We start from the raw sequence: 24,638 nt of genomic DNA on the forward strand, positions 1-24,638 counted from the left end.
ACGGGTGTGCCACGCGGCGGCTTGATTCCAGACTCACGCTTGCGTGCCGCAATGGCGCGCGTGCACCGAATCAACGTACACGCAAAGGAGGAGGCTCATGCCGGCGTCAGCCACTGGCATTCTGTTCGGACAAATCACCATGGTGCTCAGCCTCGCCCTGGGCGGCGTGTGGACGGCCACGCAGTGGACGGCGCACGCACTGGGCTATCAGGCGCGACTCGGCCCCGTCTGGTTCGACCTATCCGGCATGCCCATCTACGAGCCCTGGAAGCTCTTCGAGTGGTGGTACTTCTACGATGCCTATGCGCCCAACGTCTTCGAGCGCGGCGGGATCATCGCTGCATCGAGCGGGATGCTTGCAACGGGCGCAGCCATCGCGATGGCGGTCTGGCGCGCCCGGCTGGCCAAGCAGGTCACGACGTACGGCTCTGCCCGCTGGGCAAGACAGGATGAAATCGCCAAGGCCGGCCTGACGAACCTGGCCGGTGTGTTCCTCGGCAAGACCTCGGGCAAGAACGAAGATTACCTGCGTCACGAAGGTCCGGAGCACGTGATGGCCTTCGCGCCGACGCGCTCAGGCAAAGGCGTGGGCCTCGTGGTGCCGACGCTGCTCTCCTGGCCGGGCTCAGCCGTGATCCACGACATCAAGGGCGAGAACTGGAACCTCACGGCCGGTTGGCGCGCGCGCTTCTCGCACTGCCTTCTCTTCAATCCGACGGACGCGAAATCTGCCGCGTACAACCCGCTGCTCGAAGTGCGGCGCGGTGCACATGAAGTACGCGACGTGCAGAACATCGCCGACATCCTGGTGGACCCCGAAGGTGCGCTGGAGCGGCGCAACCATTGGGAGAAGACCAGCCACGCGCTCCTGGTGGGTGCCATCCTGCACGTGCTCTATGCGGGCAAGGACAAGACGTTGTGCGGCGTTGCCAACTTCCTGTCCGATCCGGCCTGTCCCTTCGAGGTCACGCTGCATCGCATGATGACCACGCGGCATCTGACGGACGACGTCCATCCGGTGGTGGCCTCGGCCGCGCGCGAAGTGCTCAACAAGAGCGAAAACGAGCGCTCGGGTGTTCTGTCCACGGCCATGAGCTTCCTTGGCCTGTACCGCGATCCCACGGTGGCCGAAGTCACGTCGCGCTGCGACTGGCGCATCGCCGACCTGATCTCGGCCCAACACCCTGTGTCGCTGTACCTGGTGGTCCCGCCTTCGGACATCAGCCGCACCAAGCCCCTGATTCGGTTGATTCTCAACCAGATCGGCCGGCGCCTCACCGAGTCGCTCGATGGCTCGGACGGCATCGAGCGCCGCCACAAGCTGCTGCTGATGCTCGACGAGTTCCCGGCCCTGGGTCGACTGGACTTCTTCGAGTCGGCCCTGGCCTTCATGGCCGGCTACGGGCTGCGTGCCTTCCTGATTGCGCAGTCGCTCAATCAGATCGACAAGGCCTACGGCCCCAACCATTCCATCCTCGACAACTGCCACGTCCGCGTCGCGTTCGCGACCAACGACGAGCGCACGGCCAAGCGGATCTCGGAAGCACTGGGCACCGCGACCGAACTGCGCGCCCAGCGCAACTACGCGGGCCACCGGCTTTCGCCGTGGCTCGGCCACCTGATGGTGTCGCGCCAGGAGACCGCGCGGCCGTTGCTCACGCCCGGCGAAGTCATGCAACTGCCGCCGGAGGATGAAGTGGTGATGGTTTCGGGTCATCCGCCGATCAAGGCCAGGAAGCTGCGCTACTACCTGGACCGCAACTTCACGCGAAGGGTGCTGAAGGCGCCGGTGCTGACTGCCGGTGCGTATGCTGACCGTCCGATGATGCGGTCGGACGATTGGAGCGGGCTGGCTCCCTTGGCCGCACAGGTCGCATTGACGGCGAGTGGGGCGGACGGCTTCGGCGACGAAGGCGGGCACCAGCTCAAGCCCGAGTTGGACATCTCCACCATCGAGGTCGAGGAGCCGAGCGCCGGCGACCTGCTGGTGCTCGACGACGAGGATGATGTGCCGCTGCGGCCGCAGGACGTAGACCGCCAGCTCATGCGTACCGCACGGCTGGCCGCATTGGACCCTGATGACGGGATCGCGCTATGAGTCGCGCCCGTCTCAATATCTTCATCGAGCCGGAGCACGCGAAGCGGCTTGACGGCCTCGCTGCGCACCGTGGGGTGTCGAAGTCGTCGGTCATCGCCGCGGCACTCGCTTCGTTCCTCTCGCCCGATGGAGGCGACCAGCGCGAGGCCGCGATGGCCAAGCGCCTGGACCGGCTGTCGCGCCAGTTCGACCGGCTCGAGCGCGATCAGGCCATTCTGATCGAGACGCTGGCGCTCTACGTCCGCTACTACCTCACGGTGTCGATCCCTGTGCCCGAGGGTCATCAGGAGGCCGCGCGCGCTCAGGGCCGCGCCCGCTACGCGCAGTTCATCGAACAACTGGCCCGCCACATCCGGCGCGGCCGCAGTTTGGTGCGGGAAATCCACGAGGAGATCGAGCCGGAGGCCACCGGGCCGTCGGACGCGCCAGGCCAACCTTCGCAAGCCGTTTACACCGAGCAAGAACCGGGGAGCACCCATGACGCGCGGGCATGACAAGGACCTGAACGACGACGGCGCCAGCAACGCGGCCGTCTCGCTGGCGCGGCGCATACGCATGCTGCGCACCGCCCTGGGGCCCGAGATCACGGCCGCGCTCGAAGACCCCGAGGTTGTCGAAGTCATGCTGAACCCGGACGGTTCACTGTGGGTGGACCGATTGGGAACGGGCCGTGAACCCACGGGCACCGCATTGCCGGCACCAGTGGCCGAACGCATCATCCGCCTGATGGCAGCCCACGTGCGCGCCGAGGTACATGCGGGCCTGCCCATTCTCTCGGCCGAGCTGCCCGAGACGGGCGAGCGCTTCCTGGGCGTGCTGCCGCCTGTGGTGCGCGCGCCATCGTTCGCGATTCGCAAGCGGGCGCTGCGCATCCTGACCCTGGCGGACTATGTGGCCGATGGCGTGATGACCGAGGCCCAGGCGTCCTTCCTGCGTGCCGCCGTGCGCGAGCGCCTGAACATCGTGGTGGCCGGCGGCACCAGCACAGGCAAGACGACGCTCGCCAATGCGCTGCTCGACGAGATCGCGCAGACCCGGGACCGGGTGCTGATCCTCGAAGACACGGTGGAACTGCAGTGCCGCTCGGATGACCACGTGGGCATGCGCAGCGAACCCGGCGTGACCACCATGGCCGACCTGGTACGCGCCACCCTGCGCCTGCGCCCGGATCGCATCGTTGTCGGCGAGGTGCGCGGCGCCGAGGCGCTGGACCTGCTGAAGGCCTGGGGGACCGGGCATCCGGGCGGCATCGCCACCGTGCATGCGGGCTCTGCACTGGGCGCACTCACGCGGCTCGAGCAACTGGTGCAGGAGGTCTCCGTCACCGTACCGCGCGCGCTGATCGCCGAGGCAGTGAGCGTCATCGTCTTCATCGCCGGACGAGGCCGCGCGCGCCGCGTGCGCGAGATCGCCCGCGTCATCGGGCACGACAGCCAGGGCTACCAGCTTGATGGCTCGCTGGGGCCTGCTTTTCCTTCGATTTCTTCTTCGCTTTCACCTTCCTCAACTCCTGGAGAACCGTCGTGACGCATCCACGTCTTTCCGTAAAACCGATTCTGTACAGCGTTGCCACGGCGGTGCTGCTGCTGGCCATGCCCGCACAAGCCGCCGGCTCCAACATGCCGTGGGAGGCGCCACTGCAATCCATCCTCGAATCGATCCAGGGGCCGGTGGCGCGCATCGTGGCGGTGATCATCATCATCGCCACGGGGCTGACGCTGGCCTTCGGCGATACCTCGGGCGGTTTCCGCAAGCTGGTGCAGATCGTCTTCGGCCTGTCCATCGCGTTCGCGGCGTCGAGCTTCTTCCTGTCGTTCTTTTCGTTCACCGGTGGGGCGGTGCTGGCATGAGCGGCGGTCCTGTCACCGGTTCCATCTCCGGGACTGTGAGCGGCTTCGAGGTGCCGCTGCATCGGTCCCTGACCGAGCCCATCCTGATGGGCGGCGCGCCGCGCACCGTGGCGATCGCCAACGGCACGCTGGCGGCCGCCGTGGGCCTGGGGCTGCAGCTCTGGATTCCAGGCCTCGTGCTCTGGATCGCCGGGCACTCGCTGGCGGTCTGGGGTGCGCGCATGGACGCGCAGTTCATGGCGGTGTTCGCGCGGCACATCAAGCACCGCGTGCTGCTGGACGCGTGAGGCCCGCGATGGAGAACACCCCATGCTGAACCTTGCCGAATACCGCAAGCGGCCCGCGCTGCTGTCCGACTGGCTGCCCTGGGCCGGGGTGGTCGCACCCGGTGTCGTGCTCAACAAGGACGGTGCGTTCCAGCGCACGGCGCGCTTTCGCGGTCCGGACCTGGACAGTGCGACGCAGAGTGAGCTGATCGCCACCTCGGCGCGGCTGAACAATGCGCTGCGCCGCCTGGGGTCAGGCTGGGCGCTATTCGTCGAAGCCGAGCGCCGCGAGGCCGCCGACTATCCCTTGTCGTTGTTTCCCGAACCGCTGTCGTGGCTGGTCGATGAGGAACGCTGCGCGGCCTTCGAAGAGGACGCGAGTCATTTCGAGAGCCGCTACCACCTTACGCTGGTCTACCTGCCGCCGGAGGAGGGCCAAGCACGCGCCGCGAAGCTGCTCTACGAGAACGGCAAGACCGAAGGCGTGGACTGGCGCGAGAGGCTCGATGCCTTCGTGTCCGAGTCGGTGCGCTTCCTGGACCTGCTCGACGGCGTGATGCCGGAGATCGGCTGGCTCGACGATGCGCGGACGCTGACCTACCTGCACGACTGCGTGTCCACGCGCCGGCATCCGGTCGCGGTGCCCGAGGTGCCGATGCATCTCGATGCGTTGCTGGCCGATGAGCCGCTGACGGGCGGGCTGGCGCCGATGCTTGGAAACCGGCATCTGCGCGTGCTGTCGGTGCGGGGATTTCCGACATCGACCTGGCCGGGCGTGCTCGATGACCTGAACCGCCTGGGCTTTGCCTACCGCTGGAGCACGCGCTTCCTGTGCCTGGACAAGGCGGAAGCGGAGAAGGAGCTCACGCGCCTGCGCCGCCAGTGGTTCGCCAAGCGCAAGAACATCGTGGCACTGCTGCGGGAGACGATCTTCCAGCAGGAGAGCCCACTGGTCGATTCGGACGCGTCGAACAAAGCGGCCGATGCCGACGCCGCCCTGCAGGACCTGGGCAGCGACCAGGTGGCCTTCGGCTATGTCACGGCGACAGTGACCGTGCTCGATGCCGATGCGACGGCGGCCGACGAGAAGCTGCGTGCGGTGGAGCGGACGATCCAGGGCCGCGGCTTCGTGACGATTCCGGAGACCCTGAACGCCGTCGATGCCTGGCTGTCGTCGATTCCGGGTCACGCCTATGCCAACGTGCGCCAGCCCATCGTCTCGACCCTGAACCTGGCGCACATGATGCCGGTGTCGGCCGTCTGGGCCGGGCAGGAGCGCAACCGGCACCTCGACGGTCCACCGCTGATCGTCACGCGCACCGATGGCGCCACGCCGTTCCGGCTGGTCACGCACATCGGCGATGTGGGCCACACGCTGGTGGTCGGTCCCACGGGCATGGGCAAGTCGGTGCTGCTGGCCACCCTGGCGTTGCAGTTCCGGCGTTATGCCGGCTCGCGCATCCTGGCCTTCGACATGGGGCGTTCGATGCGCGCCACCATCCTCGGGCTGGGCGGCGAGCACTATGACCTGGGCCTGGATGGCGCGATAGCCTTCCAGCCGCTGGCGCGCATCGACCAGGACGGCTACCGGGCCTGGGCTTCGGAGTGGGTCGAAGGCCGGCTGCTGCAGGAAGGTGTGGCCGTGGGTCCGGCCGAGAAGGATGCGGTGTGGTCCGCGCTCAACAGCTTGGCCAGCGCGCCCGTCGAACAACGGACCCTGACCGGGCTGTCCGTGCTGCTGCAGTCGAACGCGCTGCGCCAGGCGCTGCAGCCCTATGTGTTGGGCGGCGCGCACGGCAAGCTGCTCGACGCGGATGCGGACCGCCTGGGGTCTTCGTCCGTCCAGTGCTTCGAGATGGAGGAGCTGATGCACAGCAAGGCCGCAACCATGGCCGTGCTGTCCTATCTGTTCGCCCGCTTCGATGAACGCTTCGACGGTGCGCCCACGCTCCTGATCCTCGACGAGGCTTGGTTGTTCCTGGACGACCCGGTGTTCGCCACGCGCATCCGCCAGTGGCTCAAGACGCTGCGCAAGAAGAACGTCTCGGTGATCTTCGCGACACAGTCGCTGGCCGACATCCAGGATTCAAGCATTGCCCCGGCCATCGTGGAGAGCTGCGCAAGCCGCATCTTCCTGCCGAACCCGCAGGCGACCGAGCCGCAGATCCGCGTGATCTACGAAGGCTTCGGGCTGAACGGGCGGCAGATCGAGATTGTCGCCACGGCGCAGCCCAAGCGGGACTACTACTACCAGTCGCGGCTGGGCAACCGGGTCTTCGACCTCGGGCTCGGGCCTGTCGCGCTGGCATTCGCCGGTGCCTCGTCGCCGGAGCACCAGCGCGACATCGATGCGGTCTCGGCCTCCGTCTCGCCGGCCGACTTCGCGGCCGCCTGGCTGCGCCACGGCGGCATCGACTGGGCTGCCGACCTCATCCCCTCGTTTCCCTCGTTCCCTTGATTCCCATCCACCCGAAGGAGAAATCCATGAAATCCATGTCTTCGTTCAAACCCCGCGTTGCGGCACTGGTCGCCGTCAGTGCCCTGGCCTTTGGCATTGCCCCGCCAGCGCATGCCCTGTTCGGCGTCGGCGACACCGTGTTCGATGCGTCCAACTTTATCCAGAACATGCTGACGGCGGCCCGCGCGCTGGAGCAGATCAACAACCAGGTCGAGCAACTGCAGAACGAGGCACAGATGCTGCAGAACCAGGCAAGGAACCTGACCAGTCTGGACTTCAGCGCACTGTCGGAACTGAAGGCGGCGCTGTCGGCGACGAACCAGTTGATCCAGCAGGCGCAGGGGCTGGCCTTCAACGTGCAACGGATGGAGGGTGAGTTCAAGCGCCTCTATCCCGAGTCCTACACCGCCGCGATCTCGGGCACCCAGATGGCCACCGACGCCCGGGCGCGCTGGAAGCAGTCGCTCGAGGCATTGCGCACAGCGACCCAGGTGCAGTCGCAGGCGGTGCAGAACTTCGCGGCCGACGAGCGGACGCTGACGGATCTGGTGAATCGCAGCCAGTCGGCCGCGGGTGCGCTGCAGGCCATGCAGGCCACCAACCAACTGCTGGCGCTGCAGTCGCGCCAGGCCATGCAGGCACAGCAGCTGCAAATCACCCAGGACCGGGCCACCGCGCTGGAGCAGGCGCGACAGGTGGCGGTGCAGGAGCGTGCGCGCGAAGTGCGCCGGCGCTTCCAGGGCAGCGGGACACCGTACACCGCCACCACGGTGAACTTCTACGGCCAGTGAGGGAGTGGCCATGAAGTACCTCCTGACCTTTGCTGTCGCGTTGCTGGTGTCCGCCTGCGGCAAGCCCGCCCCAATCGAATCCGTCGAATCGCTGGTCGCCAATCCCGAGCGGCTGAAGGAGCTGCGCGCGCAGTGCAAGGCGGACCATGCGAAGGTTGGCAATGCGCAGTGCAACGCAGTGGCCGAAGCCACGCGCCGGCGCTTCATGGGTGGTGGGACGCCGTACACGCCGTCGGCGGTTCCGCCCGCCGCGTTCCCGGCACCTGAGGCATCGGCACCGGCGAGCTCGCCGCCTGGCGACGCTGCCAAGGACTGACCGCCATGGACGATGTAGCGGTCATCGACCGCTTCCTCGATGTGTTCTCGCGCTACATCGATTCGGGCTTTGGCCTGCTCGGTGGCGAGGTGCGGTTCCTGAGCGCCTCGCTGATCGTCATCGACGTGACGCTGGCCGGGCTGTTCTGGGCCATGGGCCATGCCTCGGGGCAGGGCGATGACGTGATCGCCCGGCTGATCAAGAAGGTGCTCTATGTGGGGGCGTTTGCTTTCATCATCGGCAACTTCAACCGCCTGGCCGGGATCGTGTTCCAGTCCTTTGCCGGGCTGGGCCTGACCGCCTCCGGTTCCGGCATGAGCCAGGCGCAGTTCCTTCGGCCGGGGCAGCTCGCCAAGGTCGGCATCGACGCGGGTCGGCCGATCATGGTCCAGATCGGCGAGCTGACGGGTTTCCCGGAGGTGTTCGCGAACTTCGACGTGATCAGCGTGCTGTTCCTGGCGTGGCTGGTGTTGATCGTGAGCTTCTTCGTGCTGGCGGTGCAGCTCTTCGTCACCCTGATCGAATTCAAGCTGACCACGCTCGCGGGCTTCGTGCTGGTGCCGTTCGCGCTGTGGAACAAGACGGCTTTCCTGGCCGAGAAGGTGCTGGGCAACGTCATCTCTTCGGGCATCAAGGTACTGGTGCTGGCCGTGATCGTGGGCATCGGCTCGGGCTTGTTCTCCGAATTTCAGACGCCGGCCGGTGCCGAGCCCTCTGTTGATCATGCGCTTGTCATCATGCTGGCGGCGCTGGCGATGTTGGGGCTGGGCATCTTCGGGCCAGGTATCGTAACGGGGCTGGTGTCGGGGGCGCCGCAGCTCGGCGCCGGGGCTGCTGTGGGCACGGCCATCGGTGCCACCGGCCTGGCCGTGGCCGGTGGCGCCGCCGTGGCGGGCGCGGGGTCGGCGGTGGCCGCCGGTGCGCGCATGGCGCCTAGCGCGGCGAAGGCGGCCATCGGTGGCGGCGCTTCCGCTGCACGGTCGGCCAGTGCCCTGGCCAGCGGCGCGAAGTCGGCTTACCAGGCGGGCGCTGCAGCATCGGGAAGCAGTGGAGCGCGTGCGGCCGGTGCCGGTCTGGGCAATGTCGCGAAGACCGGTGCCCACGCCGTGGGCCAGCGCGTTGCCTCCGGCGCCAAGGCTGTCAAGGACCGCGTGGCGAACTTCGTCGGCGGGGCGGCGGCACCTGGGGCTTCCACTGGTGACTCCACGTTGGATGCCGCCGCTTCAACCGTGCCCGCGTCCGAACCCGCCTGGGCCCAGCGCATGCGGCGCAGGCAGCAGGCCACGCAAGCGGCCACCACCGCGGCGCACGCGCTTCGGTCCGGTGACCACGGGGGCAGCGGCGCCAGCCCCAGCTTGCGCGACGACTCGAATTCTTGAGGAGAACATCCATGCGATTCAAACGACCCCGGGTGCGGTACTCGGAGACGCCCGAGCCCATCACCCCCTACCAGGCCGCCGGGCAGGTCTGGGACCAGCGCATCGGCAGCGCGCGCGTACAGGCGAAAAACTGGCGGCTGATGGCCTTCGGCTCTCTGTCGCTGGCGTTGCTGATGGCCGGTGGCCTGGTCTGGCGCTCGGCGCGGTCCATCGTGACGCCCTACGTCATCGAGGTGGACCAGGCCGGGCAGGTGCGCGCCGTGGGCGAAGCGGCCACGCCGTACAAGCCGGCCGATGCACAGATCGCCTTCCATCTGGCGCGCTTCGTCACCGACGTGCGATCTCTGTCGATCGACCCCATCGTGGTGCGGCAGAACTGGCTCGAAGCCTATGACTACACCACCGACAAGGGCGCGGCGGTCCTGAACGACTACGCGCGCACGAACGATCCGTTCTCGCGCATCGGGCAGCAGTCGGTGGCTGTGCAGGTCAACAGCGTCGTGCGGGCCAGCGATGCCTCGTTCCAGGTGCGATGGACCGAACGGCGCTACGTGAATGGCGAGGCGGCAGGGCTGGATCGCTGGACGGCCGTGCTCTCCGTCGTGCTGCAGGCCCCGCGCACTGAGGAGCGGCTGCGCAAGAACCCCCTGGGCATCTACGTCAACGGGCTGTCGTGGACCCGCGAACTCGAAACCTCCGAAGGAGTGAAGAAACCATGAATGCACAAAGCCGTGTTTACGTATTGCCATTGATCGTGTTGGCCATTCTGTTTGCGGGTTGCGCCTCGCAGGGGAAGCCGCCGCCGGTGATTTCGCTCGACGAACCGCAGCAGGAGAGGGCGGCGGCGCAGTTGCTGCCCGAAGCGCCGAAGCCCGTGGAGGCTGTCGCTGTGCCACAGCCGCTGGCCTTGCCGGGGCAATTGAAGCCATTGGGGCGGGAGATCAATGAGAAGCCCGTGCCTGAACCAGTCGATGAGAAGGTGCGCGTGTCGCGCGCCAACGAAGAGGCCCGCATCGCGCCGACGCGTGAGGGCTATGTCAATGCGATCCAGGTCTGGCCCTATGCCGACGGTGCGCTGTACCAGGTCTATACGAGCCCAGGCCGCGTCACAGTCGTCGCGCTGCAGCCGGGCGAGGAGTTGGTCACCGTCTCGGCCGGGGACACGGTGCGCTGGATCGTGGGCGACACGGCCAGCGGCTCGGGTGCGGACCTGCGCGTGAATGTCCTCGTGAAACCCACGCGGGTGGGCCTGAAGACCAATCTCGTTGTCACGACCAACCGCCGGACCTATCTGCTGGAACTGTCCTCGACGCCGCAGGCCTGGATGGCTTCGGTGTCCTGGGACTATCCGAAGGACCGGATGCTGGCGCTGCAGAAGCAGGCTCGCGAAGCGCAGACCAGCGCGCCGGTGGAAACGGGCATGGCGCTGGAGCAGATCCGCTTCCGCTATGCGGTCAGTGGCGATGCCCCGCCTTGGAAGCCGCTGCGCGCCTTCGACGATGGCGAGAGGGTCTACATCCAGTTCCCGGGCGGCATCGGGCAGGGCGAGCTGCCGCCGCTGTTCGTGATCGGCCCGCAGGGCGATGGGCAGCTCGTGAACTACCGGTTCCGTGCGCCGTACTACGTGGTGGATCGCCTCTTTGGTGCGGCCGAACTGCGGCTGGGTGGGGACAAGGCGCAGGTGGTGCGTATTGAACGCACGGACGGTGTGAGCGCCGCACGGAGGAACTGAGCATGGGCACGACCGACATGCCGGAAGGTGCTTCCCCGCCTGCACCGAAGGCCGATCCGGAGGCCATGGCGCTGCGCGCCTCGCCACGGCCGGTGACGCGGCTCAATCGCCGCATGCTGGCGGTGCTGGTGGGCGGGCTCAGCGCCGCGGTGCTGGGCGCCACGCTGTGGTCGTTGAGTCCGGCCCGGCGGGACCGGGGGGCGGGCACGGAGCTTTTCAATGTGGACCGCATCGCGCGCGCCGAGGATCTGGAACGGCTGCCGAAGGACTATGCGGGGCTTGCCTCGGCGCCGAAGGCGGCCCCGCCGGTGCTGGGCGAGCCGCTGCCCGGGGACCTGGGGCCGGCCATCGTGAAGTCGCAGCAGCCGATGGAGATGCGCCCACCGGGTGGCGGCATTGATCCGGAGCAGGCCGAGCGGCTGGCGGCCGAAGAGGCGGCCCGGTCGTCGGTGTTCTTCAGGAGCAGCGGCAACAGCGGTGGGGGTAAACCGGGGGTGGCAGCAAAGGCATCGGTTGATGCGCCGGCGCTGGCTTCGGGGAACCAGGCCTTCAACCCGATGGCCGTGGCATCACCGCAATCGGCTCCGACCGATCCCACAGCGGTGCAAAACCGGCAGGATGCGAAAGAAGCGTTTCTGGCGAAGGCGGGTGATGGCGCGACGCGCAATCCGGACGGCTTGCAGTTGCCTGCTTCGCCGTACCAGGTGATGGCCGGCACGATCATTCCGGCGGCACTGGTGACGGGGATCAACTCGGACCTGCCGGGGCAGGTCATCGCCAACGTCACGGAGGCGGTCTACGACACGGCCACGGGCAAGCACCTGCTGATCCCACAGGGCTCGCGGCTGATTGGGCGCTACGACAGTCAGGTGGCGTTCGGGCAGCGGCGGGTGCTGCTGGTATGGACGCGGCTGATCCTGCCGGACACCTCATCGGTGGCGCTGGACCGGCTGCCCGGGATCGACCCGGCTGGCTATGCGGGACTGGAGGATGGCGTCGATTGGCATTGGGACCGCATCCTGGCCGGCGCGGCGCTGTCGACGCTGTTGGGCGTGGGCGCCGAGCTGGCGGGGCCCGAGAGCCGCACGGACGGCAACCGCATCGTGATCGCGACGCGTGAGGGGGCGCAGGATGCGGTGAACCAGGTCGGGCAGGAGATCACCAAGCGCAACATGAGCGTGCAGCCGACGCTGAAGATCCGGCCGGGCTTTCCCGTGCGGGTGATGGTGAGCAAGGATCTTGTGCTGCGGCCGTACCAGCCGTTGTTCTTCATACGAGGGAGTTCGCAATGAGCACGACGCGCAAGCTACGGCTTGGGCCGCTGCCCAAGATCGAGAGCATCAAGCTGACCTTTGTCTGTCCGGTCAGTCTCAAGGCCGATCTGGATCGCTATGCAGCTTTGCACGCGCAGACCTACGGTGAGGCGGTCGATGCAGTGACGTTAGTTCCGCACATGCTCGAGGCGTTCGTGGCAAAGGACAGGGGTTTCAAGGCCCTGAAAGCGCCCGGGGGCGGCTCCGCTCGGCGAGATCAACAAGTTCGGCCGAGGGCAACGCAAGAGTAGCCCTAGTTCGTCTGCTCCGAATCGCGCTCGGGGTTGCCTTGCAGTTCGCGAACGAACTGAACAAGGCGATTCACCGGCTCGGCCAATCGTTTGGGCAACACCCGATGCGTCGTTGCAACCCCCTGTTGCCCATCCCAGCGGCGAGCCACCCAGAGGTTTTCCTCAGCGTGATCGTTCTGGATGCCCTTGCAGTACTTGTAGCCGACCAAGGCATCTGCATGATCGAGAAGGATATATGCCATCGTCATGTGCAAACGATGCGCTTGGACGTCTGCCGGGCCTCTGGGCCGTGGGACAGTGATGCGTAAGCACTGCCGGTTGTTGAACTGCTGCCAGCCCGGACCCACGATGTCGCCAGCGTACTGGAGCATCTTGCGCGACTGTTCACTACGTGAATTCACGGTAGCGATGGCAATCACGCCGTTGCGATACCCGAGGTTGGCGCTGAGGGCTTCAAACCATCGCACAAGCTTGGAGAGCGTCCCGTCGTCAGCGAAGATCAGGTATTGATGACGCTGCTCGCTGTCCAGAAAAGCCGGCAGCTGAGTGAACTCCGGATAGAGGAGGTCGTGAAGATAGTAGTAGGTCTGCCTGCGGCCCTGTTCATCACTGCGTGTCGTTGCGCTGAGGACGTCGCGCGCCCATTCCGCAGTGATGTCTCCGAGTTTCATTTGTGCAATGTCGACAGAGATCAGCGGAAAACCCAAGGACTTACCGATCAAGGCCTTACGTCCGTCGAAGGCGTGGCCCAATTCGATCTCGATGCCGCCGAGGACCATCGGCTTCTTGCGAATTGGTGGCCCGAGAACAGCGACGTCCAAACGGAAGGTGCTGCCGAACGGAGTCCGGAGCGTGTGCTCCATGGCAATCCGGTCGGCACCGAGGAGGAGATTCCCTTCGAGGTGGTAGTCGGTGGCATCGGGATCGTTGAACGACCAAGGAAGGGTCAAGCCGGCGGCCAGGCGACGCTTGAGCTCTTCGGCGATTAATTGCTTCGCTCGCAAGTGTTCGGCACTTTCGCCGACTGCATGTGATCGGTCGCGCTCCTCGGTTTCGAAGTGAGCCTTCAGGTCATACGAGGCTCCCGCCGGCAAGCTGCGGAAGTGCGAACGCCGCCGAAGGCGCCCGTTCTGAAATGAGGGGCTAACCCATGTGTGTTGAGTTCCATGGAATCCTGACCCGCGAGGGGGTGCGGACGAAAACTTGGACTACTAGAAGGTAGTTCATGTATTCCTACGAAGACAGAATCCGAGCAGTTGAGCTCTTCATCAAGCTGGGCATGCGAGTCAAGCCCACTATCAGGCAGTTGGGGTAAGCTCATCGCTTTAGCAGGCGAGGGGTCGCGCGTGCGCTTCGGTCAAAGTAAGTGCGTGTTGGTCATGCTGCACCCGGTGTTCGGCGGATGCGCAAGCCTTAGGTTTACGCGCATGTGGCAGGAGAGATCTTCATGGCTGCGCTTCTGACGCTGATAGCCGACTGACCCGTAGGTTCGACCGTGCCTCGATGAGAGAGACCAATTTAGATGCAGGAAATCAAGACAACGGCCGCGCGTGGACGCAATCTATCGGCTGAGGCACCAGAAAAAAGCGCTGATGTGGGCAAAGACCGCGCGCAACTCAAAGCGGTGGGTTCGCCAGGCGGCGGCGTAAAGCGGAGGGCCGGCCGGCCTGCAGTGGATCGTGATACCCGCAACCTGATTCTGGATGTGGCTGAGCAGTTGTTCGCAGAGAAGGGCTATGTACTGACGGCGACGCGTGAGATCGCTCAGCTGGCAGACATCCGTCAATCGATGATCTCGTACTACTTTCAGACTAAGCGCGCGCTGTTCGAGGAGGTGTTCAAGCGCCGCGCGATGTATTTGTCGGAACTGCGCAGCCGATATCTCGATGAGCTTCTGGAGAAAACGGGCGGCAAGCCTACGGTGCCAGAGATCATCCGCGCTTATCTTTCACCGCAGTTCGACCTCAAGCGCAGCGGTGCGGGCGGTTTGGCGTTCGTGCGGATACAGTCGCGGTTACACAACGAGCCGGAGGAGCTGGCCTTCAAGCTTCGACGCGACGTTTACGACCAATGCACCAAGCGCTACATTGGTGTGCTCGAGGGCCTGCTGCCGCAGGTGGATGCAGCCGATATCAGCTGGCGGATGGTGTTTCTTGTTGGCACCTACATGTATATGCTGGCGGATGTGGACCGGCTCGAGGATCTGTCCGATGGGCGATTCAGGACGGGCGATCCCGACGAACTCATAGCGCGCATGACCAACTTTCTGGCAACCGGCTTCCAGGCGGCATCTACGCCCAGGGCGTGGTAGGCACCTGCGTTTGGACTCAAGCGGAGGGCGTCTTTACAGAAGCGCCTGTCCTAGTGCGAACCCTGATGCTCTTGCCAATCTTTCAATTTTTGAATAATATTGGCCGGTCGACCGATTAAATAGATTTTCGTCTATGCAGTGTAGGGTCTACATCACCGGAGAGTTCTATGACGAAGACGTATCGCATTGGCCAGATTGTGCCGAGTTCCAACACGACCATGGAGGCCGAAGTCCCCGCCATGCTCCAGGCGCACTCAAGTGTTCGCCCCGGCACTCGGTTCACGTTTCACTCCAGCCGCATGCGGATGAAGAAGGTACAGAAGGACGAACTGGCGGCGATGGATGCCGAAAGTGATCGCTGTGCGCTCGAGCTCAGCGACGCTCGCGTGGATGTGCTGGGCTATGCCTGCCTGGTGGCGATCATGGCCATGGGCGAGGGATACCACCGTGTTTCGCAGAAGCGGTTGACTGATCGCACGGCGGGCAATGGCGGCACTGCGCCAGTGATTACAAGTGCTGGCGCGCTTATTGATGCGCTCAAGGTCATGGGGGCTAGAAAGATTGCCCTCGTGGCACCGTACATGATTCCTTTGACGCAACTGGTCATGGACTACATCACGGCCGAAGGTTTCGAGATCGTCGACTGGCGTGCGCTGGAGATTCCCGACAACCTCGACGTGGGTCGCCACGATCCGGCAAAACTGCCGGCCATCGTGGCCGGCATGGACTACAAGGATGCTGACGTGATCGTACTTTCTGCTTGTGTGCAGATGCCATCACTGCCGGCCGTAGCCCAGGTAGAGGCCGAAACCGGCAAGCCAGTCCTCACGGCATCTATCGCGACCACCTACGCGCTACTTAAGGAGCTGGGCTTGGATCCGGTCGTCCCTGGTGCCGGCGCGCTGCTTTCGGGTGCCTATCCCTACAACAAGGCGCTGGCGTGACCCACTCTGCCAGCACCTATCAGTACGGCGGCCACATCCACGGCAACGGCATTCGCCAGCACTACCTGCGCTATGGCGGGCAAGAAGGAGAGCGCGCCGCACGAAGCGCCATCCTCTTGATTCCGGGGATCACCAGCCCTGCTATCACCTGGGGTTTTGTCGCTGAGCGTCTGGGACGCCAGTTCGACACCTATGTGCTGGACGTGCGCGGACGCGGTCTTTCCTCCTCGGAGCCGGTCTTGGATTACGGCCTGGATTCGCAGGCTGCTGACGTGCTCGCTTTCGCCGAAGCCCTAGGTCTGCAGCGCTTTGCGCTGCTCGGGCACTCGATGGGCGGACGCATTGCAGTGCGCGCTGCGCGCAGAAAACCTTGCGGATTGACGCACTTGGTGCTCGTCGATCCACCGGTCTCTGGCCCCGGTCGTCGCGCCTATCCGGCCGCCCTGTCGTGGTACGTGGACTCGATCCGCCAGGCCTCGCGCGGTATGACGGCCGAGGACATGCGCGCCTTTTGTCCCACTTGGACAACGGAGCAGCGCCAGTTGCGCGCCGAATGGTTACACACCTGCTACGAGCCGGCCATCGTCCAGAGCTTCGAGGACTTCGGGCGCGATGACATCCATGCGGACCTGCGGCATATCGCTCAGCCAATGCTGCTACTGACGGCCGAGCGCGGCGATGTCGTGCGCGATGAGGACGTAGCCGAATGGCAGGGTCTTGCCCCACTGACCCAGCATGTGCGCGTGCCCGGCGCTGGGCACATGATTCCGTGGGACAACGAGCAGGGCTTCTATGCCGCTCTGGGCGATTTCCTTGGCAACCGTGTTGATTGAGAGTTACCACGCATGCTTGTGCACCTCCTTATCTCTTTAAATGTGACGGCCTTGCGGAGCATCCTATGTCGGTGACCGATGTCGATCTGATCCGCGCCTGGAAGCAGGTGCTTTCGCTGTCTCGGTTGGAATGCGGTCAGACCGTAACCGTGCTAACGGGTGCGGATTCACACCGCCAGACAGTTCGCTGCGCGATTGCCGCAGCCAGTGACATGGGCGCCCGGGTCAATCACCTCGACCTGCCGCCAGTCAACGCTGAAAAGTCGCTCAGTCGCGATTCGCTGGCTTATCTAGGGACCACGCCGCTCACGGGCAACCCGGCCGCGATTGCTGCGCTCAAAGCCAGCGACCTCGTGCTGGACTTGATGACCTTGCTGTTCTCACCTGAGCAGCACGAGATCTTGCAGTCGGGCACCAAGATTCTGCTGGCCATTGAACCCCCTGAGGTACTGTGTCGCCTTGTCCCGACTGAGGCGGATCGCGCACGGGTACAGGCAGCCTCCAAGCTGATCGAGGCGTCTCGACAAGTGCACATCACCTCGGCGGCCGGTACCGATCTTCGCTGCCACATCGGCAGCTTCCCGGCGATCTGCGAATACGGCTTTGTCGACCAGCCCGGCCGCTGGGACCACTGGCCCAGCGGCTTCGTGTTGACCTGGCCGGATGAAGGAGAGAGCAACGGACTTGTCGTGCTGGACCGCGGCGACATCCTGCTGCCCTTGAAGGACTACGTAACCGATCCCATCGAACTTACCGTAGAACGAGGCTACGTTACCCGCATCCGCGGCGGACTGCAAGCGGACATCCTTAGGGAGTACATGGCGTCCTACGAGGACCCCGAAGCCTACGCAGTCTCACACATCGGCTGGGGCTTGCAGCCGCGTGCCCAGTGGTCCATGCTCGCACACTACAACAAGGAGAGCCACATCGGCATGGATGCTCGGGCCTTCGAGGGCAACTTCCTCTGGTCGATGGGGCCAAACAACGAGGCCGGCGGTAGCCGCACCACGGCCTGCCACATCGACATTCCCATGCGCAACTGCACAGTCGCGCTCGACGGCCACCCCGTGGTCGTCCGTGGCGTGGTACAGGACGAGCAGGGACTGGCGCGCGGTGCACGCCGAAAGGAGCTCGTGTGAACGACAACAGTCAAGTAGTTCCACCGGTTGGCACTCAGAGCGACATTTCTGCCTACGCGCGGCAGGGCTTTGGCACGCCGCTGCCGCTCAAGGCGCCGTTCGGACTTCTCATCATCGACTTCGTCAACGGCTTTGCCGACCCAGCGGTGTTCGGCGGCGGAAACATCCCGCAGGCGATCGCGCAGACTCGCCAGCTGCTGGCACAAGCTCGCGCTCGGGGATGGCCCGTGGCGCACAGCCGCATCGTGTTCTCGGACGACGATGCGGACAGCAATATCTTCTGCCTCAAGGTGCCCGGCATGCTCGCGCTCAAGGAAGGCAGCCACGACAGTGCCATCGTGTCGGCGCTTGCCCCCGCCGTTGGTGAGTACGTAGTGCGCAAGAGCACGCCGTCGGCCTTCTTCGGGACCATGCTCGCACCGTGGTTGGCCCAGCGTGGCGTGAAGACTTTGCTGGTCGCCGGCTGCGTGACCAGCGGCTGCGTGCGCGCGAGCGTGGTCGACGCCATGCAGTCGGGCTTTCGACCGCTCGTCGTCTCCGACTGCTGCGGCGACCGCGCCCTGGGCCCGCATGAGGCCAACCTGTTCGATATGTCGCAGAAGTACGCAGCTGTCATGCCCATGGATTCGGCAATGGACGCCGTGGACACCCTTTCGAACAACGCTTAGGAAGAGAAAACATGACCCAATACGTTATCGTTGCCGGCGGCGGCCACGCCGAGCTGCTGACCGCCCCGTGTTTGGCGCGTGAAGGGACATGCGTGACCCTCATCGAGGCTGAAGACAGGATCAATGACAGCCGTCGGGCATTGGTCGTTCACATCGAAAAGATCCTGATGGCGTTTTGACGGCGCTATGTCAATTTACAAGCTGGCCGATTTTGGTGGCCGATTTCTGACCACGCAAACTGAGCAACACCGAGGAAGGACTTTTCCAGGCGTGACGGCCTATGTGGAATGGTTCAAGCCAGTAAATGCAAAGGATGTCTCGGTAACTTTCGTTCACGGAGGCGGGGGGCAAGGCTCGGAGTTTTTGAGAACGCCCGACGGGAGGCCCGGTTGGGCGCACGCATTCTTGCAAGCGGGCTTTCCAGTATTCATTCTGGATAGGCCCGGCCACGGCCGTAGCCAATGGAACGACGCCGTACTTGGCCCGGCTTTGCCTCTGCCTGACTACGAGACACTGCACCCGCGCTTCGTTGAGCCTGCCAAACATGCGCTTTGGCCGGAGGCGGCGAAGCACTCGCGATGGCCCAACCACGCCACTCGAGCAGGGGATCGGTTCATGGCTAGTCAAGGGATGATGGCCACAACGCTCGCGGCAGCACAGCGCCATTGCGAAGCCATCGCGCCCGAACTGTTTTCCCTCACCTCCAAGACCGTGTTGCTCACGCATTCCGCAGGTGGGCCTTGCGGCTGGGCAATGGCAGCTGTAGGCGGCCCCCAGGTAGTGGCGATTATTGCCGTCGAGCCCCAAGGAGAACCTGGGCTTGTGCACGCGCAGGGTACGTTCACTAATGGGCTATGCGCAGCGGATTTCGCTGGTGCTAGCGATCCGTATCGTCGTCCTATTACTTTCGTGACTGGCGAAGCGACCTGGATGCGCAGGTCGAACGCCACTTCTGTTGCGTATCTAAGATCGCTAGGCTACAACGTGACACACCTTCTTCTGGAAGAACACGGAATTTTCGGCAATGGACACATGCTCATGTCGGAGACAAACAGCGATGAGATTGCAGCATTGCTTATCGCGCATGTGAACCAGCATATTCATGTAACCGGTACGAACTGAAGGCAGTGTCAACGAAATAGAATTTCATAAATACTATGACTCTGAAAATTACCTCACATAAGAAGTTGAGCCGGAGACTTTAGGGATTCAGGAAGAAACCTCGCCTTAGGTACCGCTCATCTGCCGTACTCGGCTGCGGGGACATCTAATTCAGACAACCCATATCAGGAGAAAATCAGAATGGACGGCATTTGTTACGCGCTTGTGATGGGTTCATCAATCAGTGAGCAGGCTACGCCTGCATATGCACGTCTGAGCATGATAATAATTTCTCATTGGATTGCGCTTACGATAGTAGTCACCACAAAGAATTCTTGGTAGAACTTTGATAACTTCAGCATCTTCCAAGTATACCAGTTAATCTCGAAGCGCCTTTCTGACCGAGACTAGAAGCGATATCTAGATCGATGCCCTATGTGAATCTGAAATTCGGCGATCAATGGGCTGCCGGTCTGAAGCGGTTCCAACGGACCATAAGTACAGGCGGGCCTCACCAATGCTCCTTGGTTTATTTTCCTCGTGGCTCTGTCTTAGGCGAATAACCCTAACGCATGATCCACCGAAGGTTTGCTTGTACGCCCATAAGTAGCACCAGGGCGCACGACCTGCCCAGCTTCAAGGTGCAGGAAAAGTGACCATAACGGTGCATTTCCGCACCACAAGTGGGAAAATAGTCATTGGCACGCAGGCACGATTAGTGCTCAGTCCATTCATGCCACACTGCATCGCTCAATAATGGAACCTAAAACTCGGGAAAACCCCATCACTCAATAGAGTCAATTTCATTTTTAATACGTCATTGGTCGGTCGACCGATTGATTTAGGAGCTGAGATGAAATGCTGACATGTGTTAGTAATTCCCACATATGTGTCAAGAAGACTGCATCCACTACTAGTGAGCTTTTTTTCACTGGCCTGACGGATAACGCAGCGCTGCAGTCTCCATCGATCTAGAAAATTAAACCGTAAGAAGGATTTATCCATCATGAAAAGACACGTAATAATCGTCGGCGGCGGTCCTGTTGGCTTGATCACAGCCCTTGGCCTAGCGCGTTCTGGCACAAGCGTCACCATCATCGAGTCAGAAGATAAAATTAGCCAAAGTCCACGCGCTTTGGTGTACCACTATCCTGTGATGAAGCATCTAGAACGACTCGGGGTGCTTGAGGACTGTGTAGCACAAGGTTTTGTAAGAGACGACTTTGCTTGGCGAGTCTATGACACCCAAGAGTTGATCCACTGGTCCCTGCGAGGCCTACAAGACTACATTCAGTATTCACATGCGCTGCATCTTGGTCAAGACAAGGTAGCACAGATCTTAACTGATCATTTGAAACGCATGTCGAACGTGACATTTCGTTATTCTACAAATTTCGTCAAGGCCTCTGAACATTCTGGTGGAGTGCTGGTCGAAGTGGAGTCAGGCGGGCTCGTAGATCAATTAGAGGGTGATTGGCTTATTGGCGCTGACGGCGCTGGGAGTATCGTACGTCGAGACGTAATGAGTGCTAACTTCTTTGGAATTACATGGCCAGAGCGCTATGTAGCAACAAACACCCGGGTCAACCTTGACCAGTTCGGGTTTGCAAATACGACCATGCAGGTAGATGACATTTACGGTTCGGTCATATGCAGGATTGACCGCAAAAATCTATGGCGTGTTACGTTCATGGAAGATCCGATGCTGCCGATTGAAGGGTTGCAAGATCGCATTCAAAAGAATTTAGAGAATTTGCTGCCACAGGGCGCCGGCTTCGAAGTGGTTTCATACTCCCCATATCGAATGCACCAGAGGGTTGCAGACCGGATGCGACAAGGCCGCTTCCTCCTTGTCGGCGATTCAGCTCACGTCACCAATCCAACTGGTGGATTAGGGTTAACTGGCGGCATGTTTGATAGTTTTGCTCTCGTGGAAGCTCTTAATCGTGTTATCCACGACGGCACAAATGCAGACATACTGGACGTTTACGACCGCGACCGTCGGCAAAAATTCATTGAACTGGTTTCACCTCGTGCAACATCAAACTTGCAAAGATTATATAGAACTGCACCAGGAACGGACATGAACGATTGGATCCGGCGCACCAGAGAAATCGGAAAAAGTCCGGACGCAATGCGAGAGATGTTCAGGTTTACGGAGAAGCTGGAAACCGTCTATTAGCGTGCGCGTTCAGCGAATAAACAGAGCAGTTGAATAAGATGAGTAGATTTTCATCGACATCAACTGCATGAGTAGATTGCGGTTGATTTCAGGAGCTGAAGATCTTGCGATACTCATCTGTTTTCTAGCTGATACTTCCGATCAATGCCTTTCTTCAAGGTTATGCATCGGATAATCTCAATCGGTAAAGTCCCACTATCAATCGAGGAAGACAATATAAATGTCGTCTAATACATACTCAAAAACGAGCCATGATGGCTTGTCTGAAAACTCTGACCGAGCTAGCTCCCTTGGCACTCTGCTTCGCAAGAAGTCCATGATCGCTACTGGCTTGGGTAATGCTCTTGAATGGTTCGACTGGACCATTTACGCTGTTTTTGCCACCTATATTGCCAAAGCACTCTTTAACCCAGCAGATCCAACGTCTGCATTGTTGGGAACTCTCGCTGTATTCGCAGTTGGTTTTGTCTCGCGTCCGCTTGGAGGAATAGTTTTTGGACGATTGGCTGACAGAATCGGAAGAAAGGGAGTGCTGCTTAGTTGCATGGTCCTGATGGGTTTAGGAAGCCTGATGATCGCTGTCATCCCGTCGTATGCCCAGATTGGGGGATGGGCATCTTTCTTGATTCTTGTTGCACGTTTGGTCCAGGGCTTCGCGCACGGGGGCGAAGCAACAGCGTCTTATGCATACGTTGCTGAAATTGCACCAAAAGAACGCAGGGCTTTTTGGTCAAGCAGTATGTTTTTCAGTGTTGGAATCGGCAGCATTCTGGCGACTCTACTCGGCGCGCTTCTCAACCGAGTTATATCGGCCGAGGATATGAATAGCTGGGGATGGCGTCTCCCTTTCTTCCTGGGAGCATTGCTTTCATTGGCCGTCCTAATCATGCGTCGTAGCATGATGGAGAGCGACGTACACGAGTCTCACGTTGCTGACATTCAGTCAGGTGCTGAGTGGAGCAATGCGAAAATTCTGAAATGCTCAGTTGGAATTTTCTTCTACCAAGCGGGGGTCGGACTGCCCTACTACTTGTGGACTGGATATGCAGCCGTCTTTGCGATCACTCAGCGAGGCATGAGTCCAGCGCATGCATTCCTTGCCAGCGTTTTTGCACAAGTGATCTACATCATCGCGACGCCCATTTGGGGTTGGGTCTCTGACCGGATCGGGCGCAAGCCAGTAGCGATTTTCTACTTCATCGCTGTTGCCGTTCTTTCGTATCCGCTAATCAGGTCGATCACAAGCGATCCTTGGACGCTGTTCGCCGCTCAGGGCCTAATGTTAGCCCTTACCGGATGCGTAGGTGGAACAATGCCTGCGATTCTCGCTGAGCAGATTCCAACTCGATATCGTTCCCGCATTCTGGGAATGTCATTGCCGATCTCGCTCGCATTGTTCGGTGGCACCGCACCATACCTTAGTAGTTGGTTTAGCAGCATGAAGCTTGAATGGGCGTTCAACGTTTATGTTGCGGTTACTGTATTGATCGCCGCCGCAGTTGTATGGACTTGGAAAGAAACCAAGGGTATTGATCTGCGTGACGTTAGCTGACGGAAAAAGTTCGATGAGTCGGTCACCGCCATCTACCGAATTAGCCATCACCCCTGAGGGTGATATGCGGATGCGGCTTGAACTTGCTCTTCGGGGTAGGCTGAGGTGATTCCTTGAGACGCTGATGGGAACCTCTCAAAACCCACCCAGTCAATCTTGAGTCCCGCCACAGCCCGAGCCACCGCATGATCACGCCCCGTAGCGCCCTAAAGTTCGACCTGTTCGCCGACGCCTCGCGCAAACAGAAACTCGACCAAGCAAGCGATCCACTGCAGACCATCGCCCAGCACATCGACTTCGTTGAACTCGCTGCACTGGTGGAAGACCTGTTGGCACGGGGCGAGGGCCGCAAGGCAGGACGCCCCGCCTACCCCACCGAAGTGATGGTGCGCGTTCTCGTCTTGAAGCGCCTGTACAACCTCTCGGACGAGCAGATGGAATACCAGTTGCTGGACCGCATGGCCTATGCTGACCTGGTGATCCTGGATGAGCTGGGCTACCTGCCGTTCAGTACGTCAGGAGGAGCTTTGCTGTTCCACCTGCTGTCCAAGCTGTACGAGCGCACCAGCGTCGTGATCACTACCAACCTGAGCTTCAGCGAATGGGCCAGTGTGTTCGGGGATGCCAAGATGACCACGGCACTGCTGGACCGACTCACGCATCACTGCCATATTCTGGAAACCGGCAACGACAGCTACAGGTTCAAGAACAGCTCCGCACAGCAACCACCACAGACCACCAAGAAGGAGAAGATAGCCAAGAACTTATCCACAATGTGAGCGTGAAGCTCACGAACCAGGGTGGGGGGGGTGCGGATAAAAACTTGGACTGGTTTATGTCGCAAGTCCAAGGCTCACCCGATACTCAATGGGGCTGAGAGAGCCAAGGGAGATCTTGATCCGCTTCTCGTTGTACCAGCGGATGTAGTCGTCGAGCACCTCAATGAACTGCTCAACGGTGACGCTCTTCCAGTCCCGAGGATAGAACAGTTCATTCTTCAACCGACCGAAGAAGCCCTCGCACGCTGCGTTGTCAGGCGAGCAGGCCTTGCGGGACATCGAGCGGGTGAGCTTGGCCTCGCTCATTCTGGATAGCCAGCCAGGCCAGCGGTAGTGACCTCCGCGGTCTGAGTGGACCACGGGCCTATCGGGGGTTTCTGCCACTGTCTCGATAGCAGCATCCAGCATGGTGTTGACCAGCTCAGCATCCGGACTCGTGCCGATGGTCCAGCTCACCACCATCCCGTCGAAGCAGTCGATGATCGGCGACAGGTACACCTTGCCCGCGGGGATCTGGAACTCCGTGATGTCCGTGAGCCACTTCTCGTTGGGGGCTGAGGCCTGGAAGTCGCGGTTGATGATGTTCTCAGGCGCTGGACTGATCTCACCCTGAACCGCCCCGGGATTTGAGGAGGCTCCAACTCTTGAGAAGATGGAGCCATGAACAAGTCACCG

At 61.9% G+C, this 24,638-nt stretch carries 22 protein-coding genes and 3 pseudogenes; 23 read left to right on the forward strand and 2 right to left on the reverse strand.

Annotation, left to right across the window (positions count from 1 at the left end; genetic code table 11):
- Nucleotides 1–97: 97 nt before the first annotated feature.
- From ACTJKQ_RS22660 to ACTJKQ_RS22720, 13 genes and pseudogenes are all read left to right on the forward strand, one after another.
- Nucleotides 98–2,098 carry a conjugal transfer protein TraG gene (locus ACTJKQ_RS22660; RefSeq protein ID WP_440598152.1) on the forward strand — a complete coding sequence of 667 codons (2,001 nt, stop codon included), beginning with the start codon at nt 98–100 and terminating at the stop codon, nt 2,096–2,098.
- A complete protein-coding gene (locus ACTJKQ_RS22665; protein WP_440598153.1) occupies nt 2,095–2,592 on the forward strand; it encodes a CopG family transcriptional regulator in 498 nt (165 codons plus the stop codon). The genes ACTJKQ_RS22660 and ACTJKQ_RS22665 overlap by 4 nt, the downstream gene beginning before the upstream one ends.
- The gene (trbB, locus tag ACTJKQ_RS22670) at nt 2,576–3,625 is read left to right on the forward strand and encodes a P-type conjugative transfer ATPase TrbB (protein WP_440598154.1); all 1,050 of its coding nucleotides are present in this window, start codon (nt 2,576–2,578) and stop codon (nt 3,623–3,625) included. Before ACTJKQ_RS22665 ends, trbB begins: the two co-directional genes overlap by 17 nt.
- A 26-nt stretch (nt 3,626–3,651) precedes the next feature.
- On the forward strand, nt 3,652–3,948 hold the full coding sequence (locus ACTJKQ_RS22675; RefSeq protein WP_440598169.1) for a TrbC/VirB2 family protein: 297 nt from the start codon (nt 3,652–3,654) through the stop codon (nt 3,946–3,948).
- Nucleotides 3,945–4,235: a VirB3 family type IV secretion system protein gene (locus ACTJKQ_RS22680; protein WP_440598155.1), complete on the forward strand. Its 291-nt coding sequence runs from the start codon at nt 3,945–3,947 to the stop codon at nt 4,233–4,235. The genes ACTJKQ_RS22675 and ACTJKQ_RS22680 overlap by 4 nt, the downstream gene beginning before the upstream one ends.
- 22 nt (nt 4,236–4,257) lie before the next feature.
- The gene (gene trbE, locus ACTJKQ_RS22685; RefSeq protein ID WP_440598156.1) at nt 4,258–6,672 is read left to right on the forward strand and encodes a conjugal transfer protein TrbE; all 2,415 of its coding nucleotides are present in this window, start codon (nt 4,258–4,260) and stop codon (nt 6,670–6,672) included.
- Nucleotides 6,673–6,707: 35 nt separating this feature from the next.
- On the forward strand, nt 6,708–7,463 hold the full coding sequence (gene trbJ / locus ACTJKQ_RS22690) for a P-type conjugative transfer protein TrbJ (RefSeq protein ID WP_440598170.1): 756 nt from the start codon (nt 6,708–6,710) through the stop codon (nt 7,461–7,463).
- 10 nt (nt 7,464–7,473) lie between these two features.
- Nucleotides 7,474–7,710 (forward strand): annotated as a pseudogene (locus ACTJKQ_RS22695) (EexN family lipoprotein); the annotation flags it as partial.
- Between the two features lie 74 nt (nt 7,711–7,784).
- Entirely contained in the window at nt 7,785–9,158 is a 1,374-nt protein-coding gene (trbL, locus tag ACTJKQ_RS22700; protein ID WP_440598157.1) for a P-type conjugative transfer protein TrbL, read from the forward strand.
- Nucleotides 9,159–9,169: 11 nt separating this feature from the next.
- Entirely contained in the window at nt 9,170–9,877 is a 708-nt protein-coding gene (trbF, locus tag ACTJKQ_RS22705; RefSeq protein ID WP_440598158.1) for a conjugal transfer protein TrbF, read from the forward strand.
- Nucleotides 9,874–10,890 (forward strand): P-type conjugative transfer protein TrbG, encoded by a 1,017-nt coding sequence (gene trbG, locus ACTJKQ_RS22710; protein ID WP_440598159.1) that lies wholly within the window; start codon nt 9,874–9,876, stop codon nt 10,888–10,890. Before trbF ends, trbG begins: the two co-directional genes overlap by 4 nt.
- Before the next feature lie 2 nt (nt 10,891–10,892).
- Complete coding sequence (locus ACTJKQ_RS22715; RefSeq protein WP_440598160.1) at nt 10,893–12,182, forward strand: TrbI/VirB10 family protein; 1,290 nt, start codon at nt 10,893–10,895, stop codon at nt 12,180–12,182.
- Complete coding sequence (locus ACTJKQ_RS22720; protein ID WP_440598161.1) at nt 12,179–12,454, forward strand: DUF2274 domain-containing protein; 276 nt, start codon at nt 12,179–12,181, stop codon at nt 12,452–12,454. Before ACTJKQ_RS22715 ends, ACTJKQ_RS22720 begins: the two co-directional genes overlap by 4 nt.
- Before the next feature lie 2 nt (nt 12,455–12,456).
- Here ACTJKQ_RS22720 and ACTJKQ_RS22725 read toward each other — a convergent pair whose 3' ends face one another.
- Nucleotides 12,457–13,548 (reverse strand): hypothetical protein, encoded by a 1,092-nt coding sequence (locus ACTJKQ_RS22725; RefSeq protein ID WP_440598162.1) that lies wholly within the window; start codon nt 13,546–13,548, stop codon nt 12,457–12,459.
- Nucleotides 13,549–13,976: 428 nt separating this feature from the next.
- Here ACTJKQ_RS22725 and ACTJKQ_RS22730 point away from each other — a divergent pair, with 428 nt between their 5' ends.
- From ACTJKQ_RS22730 to ACTJKQ_RS22775, 10 genes and pseudogenes are all read left to right on the forward strand, one after another.
- On the forward strand, nt 13,977–14,765 hold the full coding sequence (locus ACTJKQ_RS22730) for a TetR/AcrR family transcriptional regulator (RefSeq protein ID WP_440598163.1): 789 nt from the start codon (nt 13,977–13,979) through the stop codon (nt 14,763–14,765).
- 167 nt (nt 14,766–14,932) lie between these two features.
- On the forward strand, nt 14,933–15,709 hold the full coding sequence (locus ACTJKQ_RS22735; protein ID WP_008907065.1) for a maleate cis-trans isomerase family protein: 777 nt from the start codon (nt 14,933–14,935) through the stop codon (nt 15,707–15,709).
- Nucleotides 15,706–16,542, forward strand: coding sequence for an alpha/beta fold hydrolase (locus tag ACTJKQ_RS22740; RefSeq protein WP_440598164.1), 837 nt, complete (start codon nt 15,706–15,708; stop codon nt 16,540–16,542). Before ACTJKQ_RS22735 ends, ACTJKQ_RS22740 begins: the two co-directional genes overlap by 4 nt.
- A gap of 65 nt (nt 16,543–16,607) precedes the next feature.
- On the forward strand, nt 16,608–17,681 hold the full coding sequence (locus tag ACTJKQ_RS22745; protein WP_008907063.1) for a hypothetical protein: 1,074 nt from the start codon (nt 16,608–16,610) through the stop codon (nt 17,679–17,681).
- Nucleotides 17,678–18,349, forward strand: a complete 672-nt coding sequence (locus ACTJKQ_RS22750) for an N-carbamoylsarcosine amidohydrolase (RefSeq protein ID WP_008907062.1) — start codon at nt 17,678–17,680, stop codon at nt 18,347–18,349. Before ACTJKQ_RS22745 ends, ACTJKQ_RS22750 begins: the two co-directional genes overlap by 4 nt.
- Nucleotides 18,350–18,360: 11 nt before the next feature.
- Nucleotides 18,361–18,528 carry a hypothetical protein gene (locus ACTJKQ_RS22755; protein ID WP_008907061.1) on the forward strand — a complete coding sequence of 56 codons (168 nt, stop codon included), beginning with the start codon at nt 18,361–18,363 and terminating at the stop codon, nt 18,526–18,528.
- 7 nt (nt 18,529–18,535) lie between these two features.
- Nucleotides 18,536–19,471, forward strand: coding sequence for an alpha/beta fold hydrolase (locus ACTJKQ_RS22760; protein WP_440598165.1), 936 nt, complete (start codon nt 18,536–18,538; stop codon nt 19,469–19,471).
- A gap of 982 nt (nt 19,472–20,453) precedes the next feature.
- On the forward strand, nt 20,454–21,632 hold the full coding sequence (locus tag ACTJKQ_RS22765) for an FAD-dependent oxidoreductase (RefSeq protein ID WP_440598171.1): 1,179 nt from the start codon (nt 20,454–20,456) through the stop codon (nt 21,630–21,632).
- 316 nt (nt 21,633–21,948) lie between these two features.
- Nucleotides 21,949–23,184, forward strand: a complete 1,236-nt coding sequence (locus tag ACTJKQ_RS22770; RefSeq protein WP_440598166.1) for an MFS transporter — start codon at nt 21,949–21,951, stop codon at nt 23,182–23,184.
- Nucleotides 23,185–23,552: 368 nt separating this feature from the next.
- A pseudogene (locus ACTJKQ_RS22775) lies at nt 23,553–23,963 on the forward strand (ATP-binding protein); the annotation flags it as partial.
- A gap of 54 nt (nt 23,964–24,017) precedes the next feature.
- Here the strand turns inward: ACTJKQ_RS22775 and ACTJKQ_RS22780 are convergent.
- Nucleotides 24,018–24,584: pseudogene (locus ACTJKQ_RS22780) on the reverse strand (IS3 family transposase); the annotation flags it as partial.
- Nucleotides 24,585–24,638 lie beyond the last annotated feature (54 nt).

Origin of the sequence: Acidovorax sp. 22279 (genome assembly GCF_052045435.1) — a bacterium.
In the GTDB taxonomy this organism is placed as follows: Bacteria; Pseudomonadota; Gammaproteobacteria; order Burkholderiales; family Burkholderiaceae_C; genus Acidovorax; species Acidovorax delafieldii.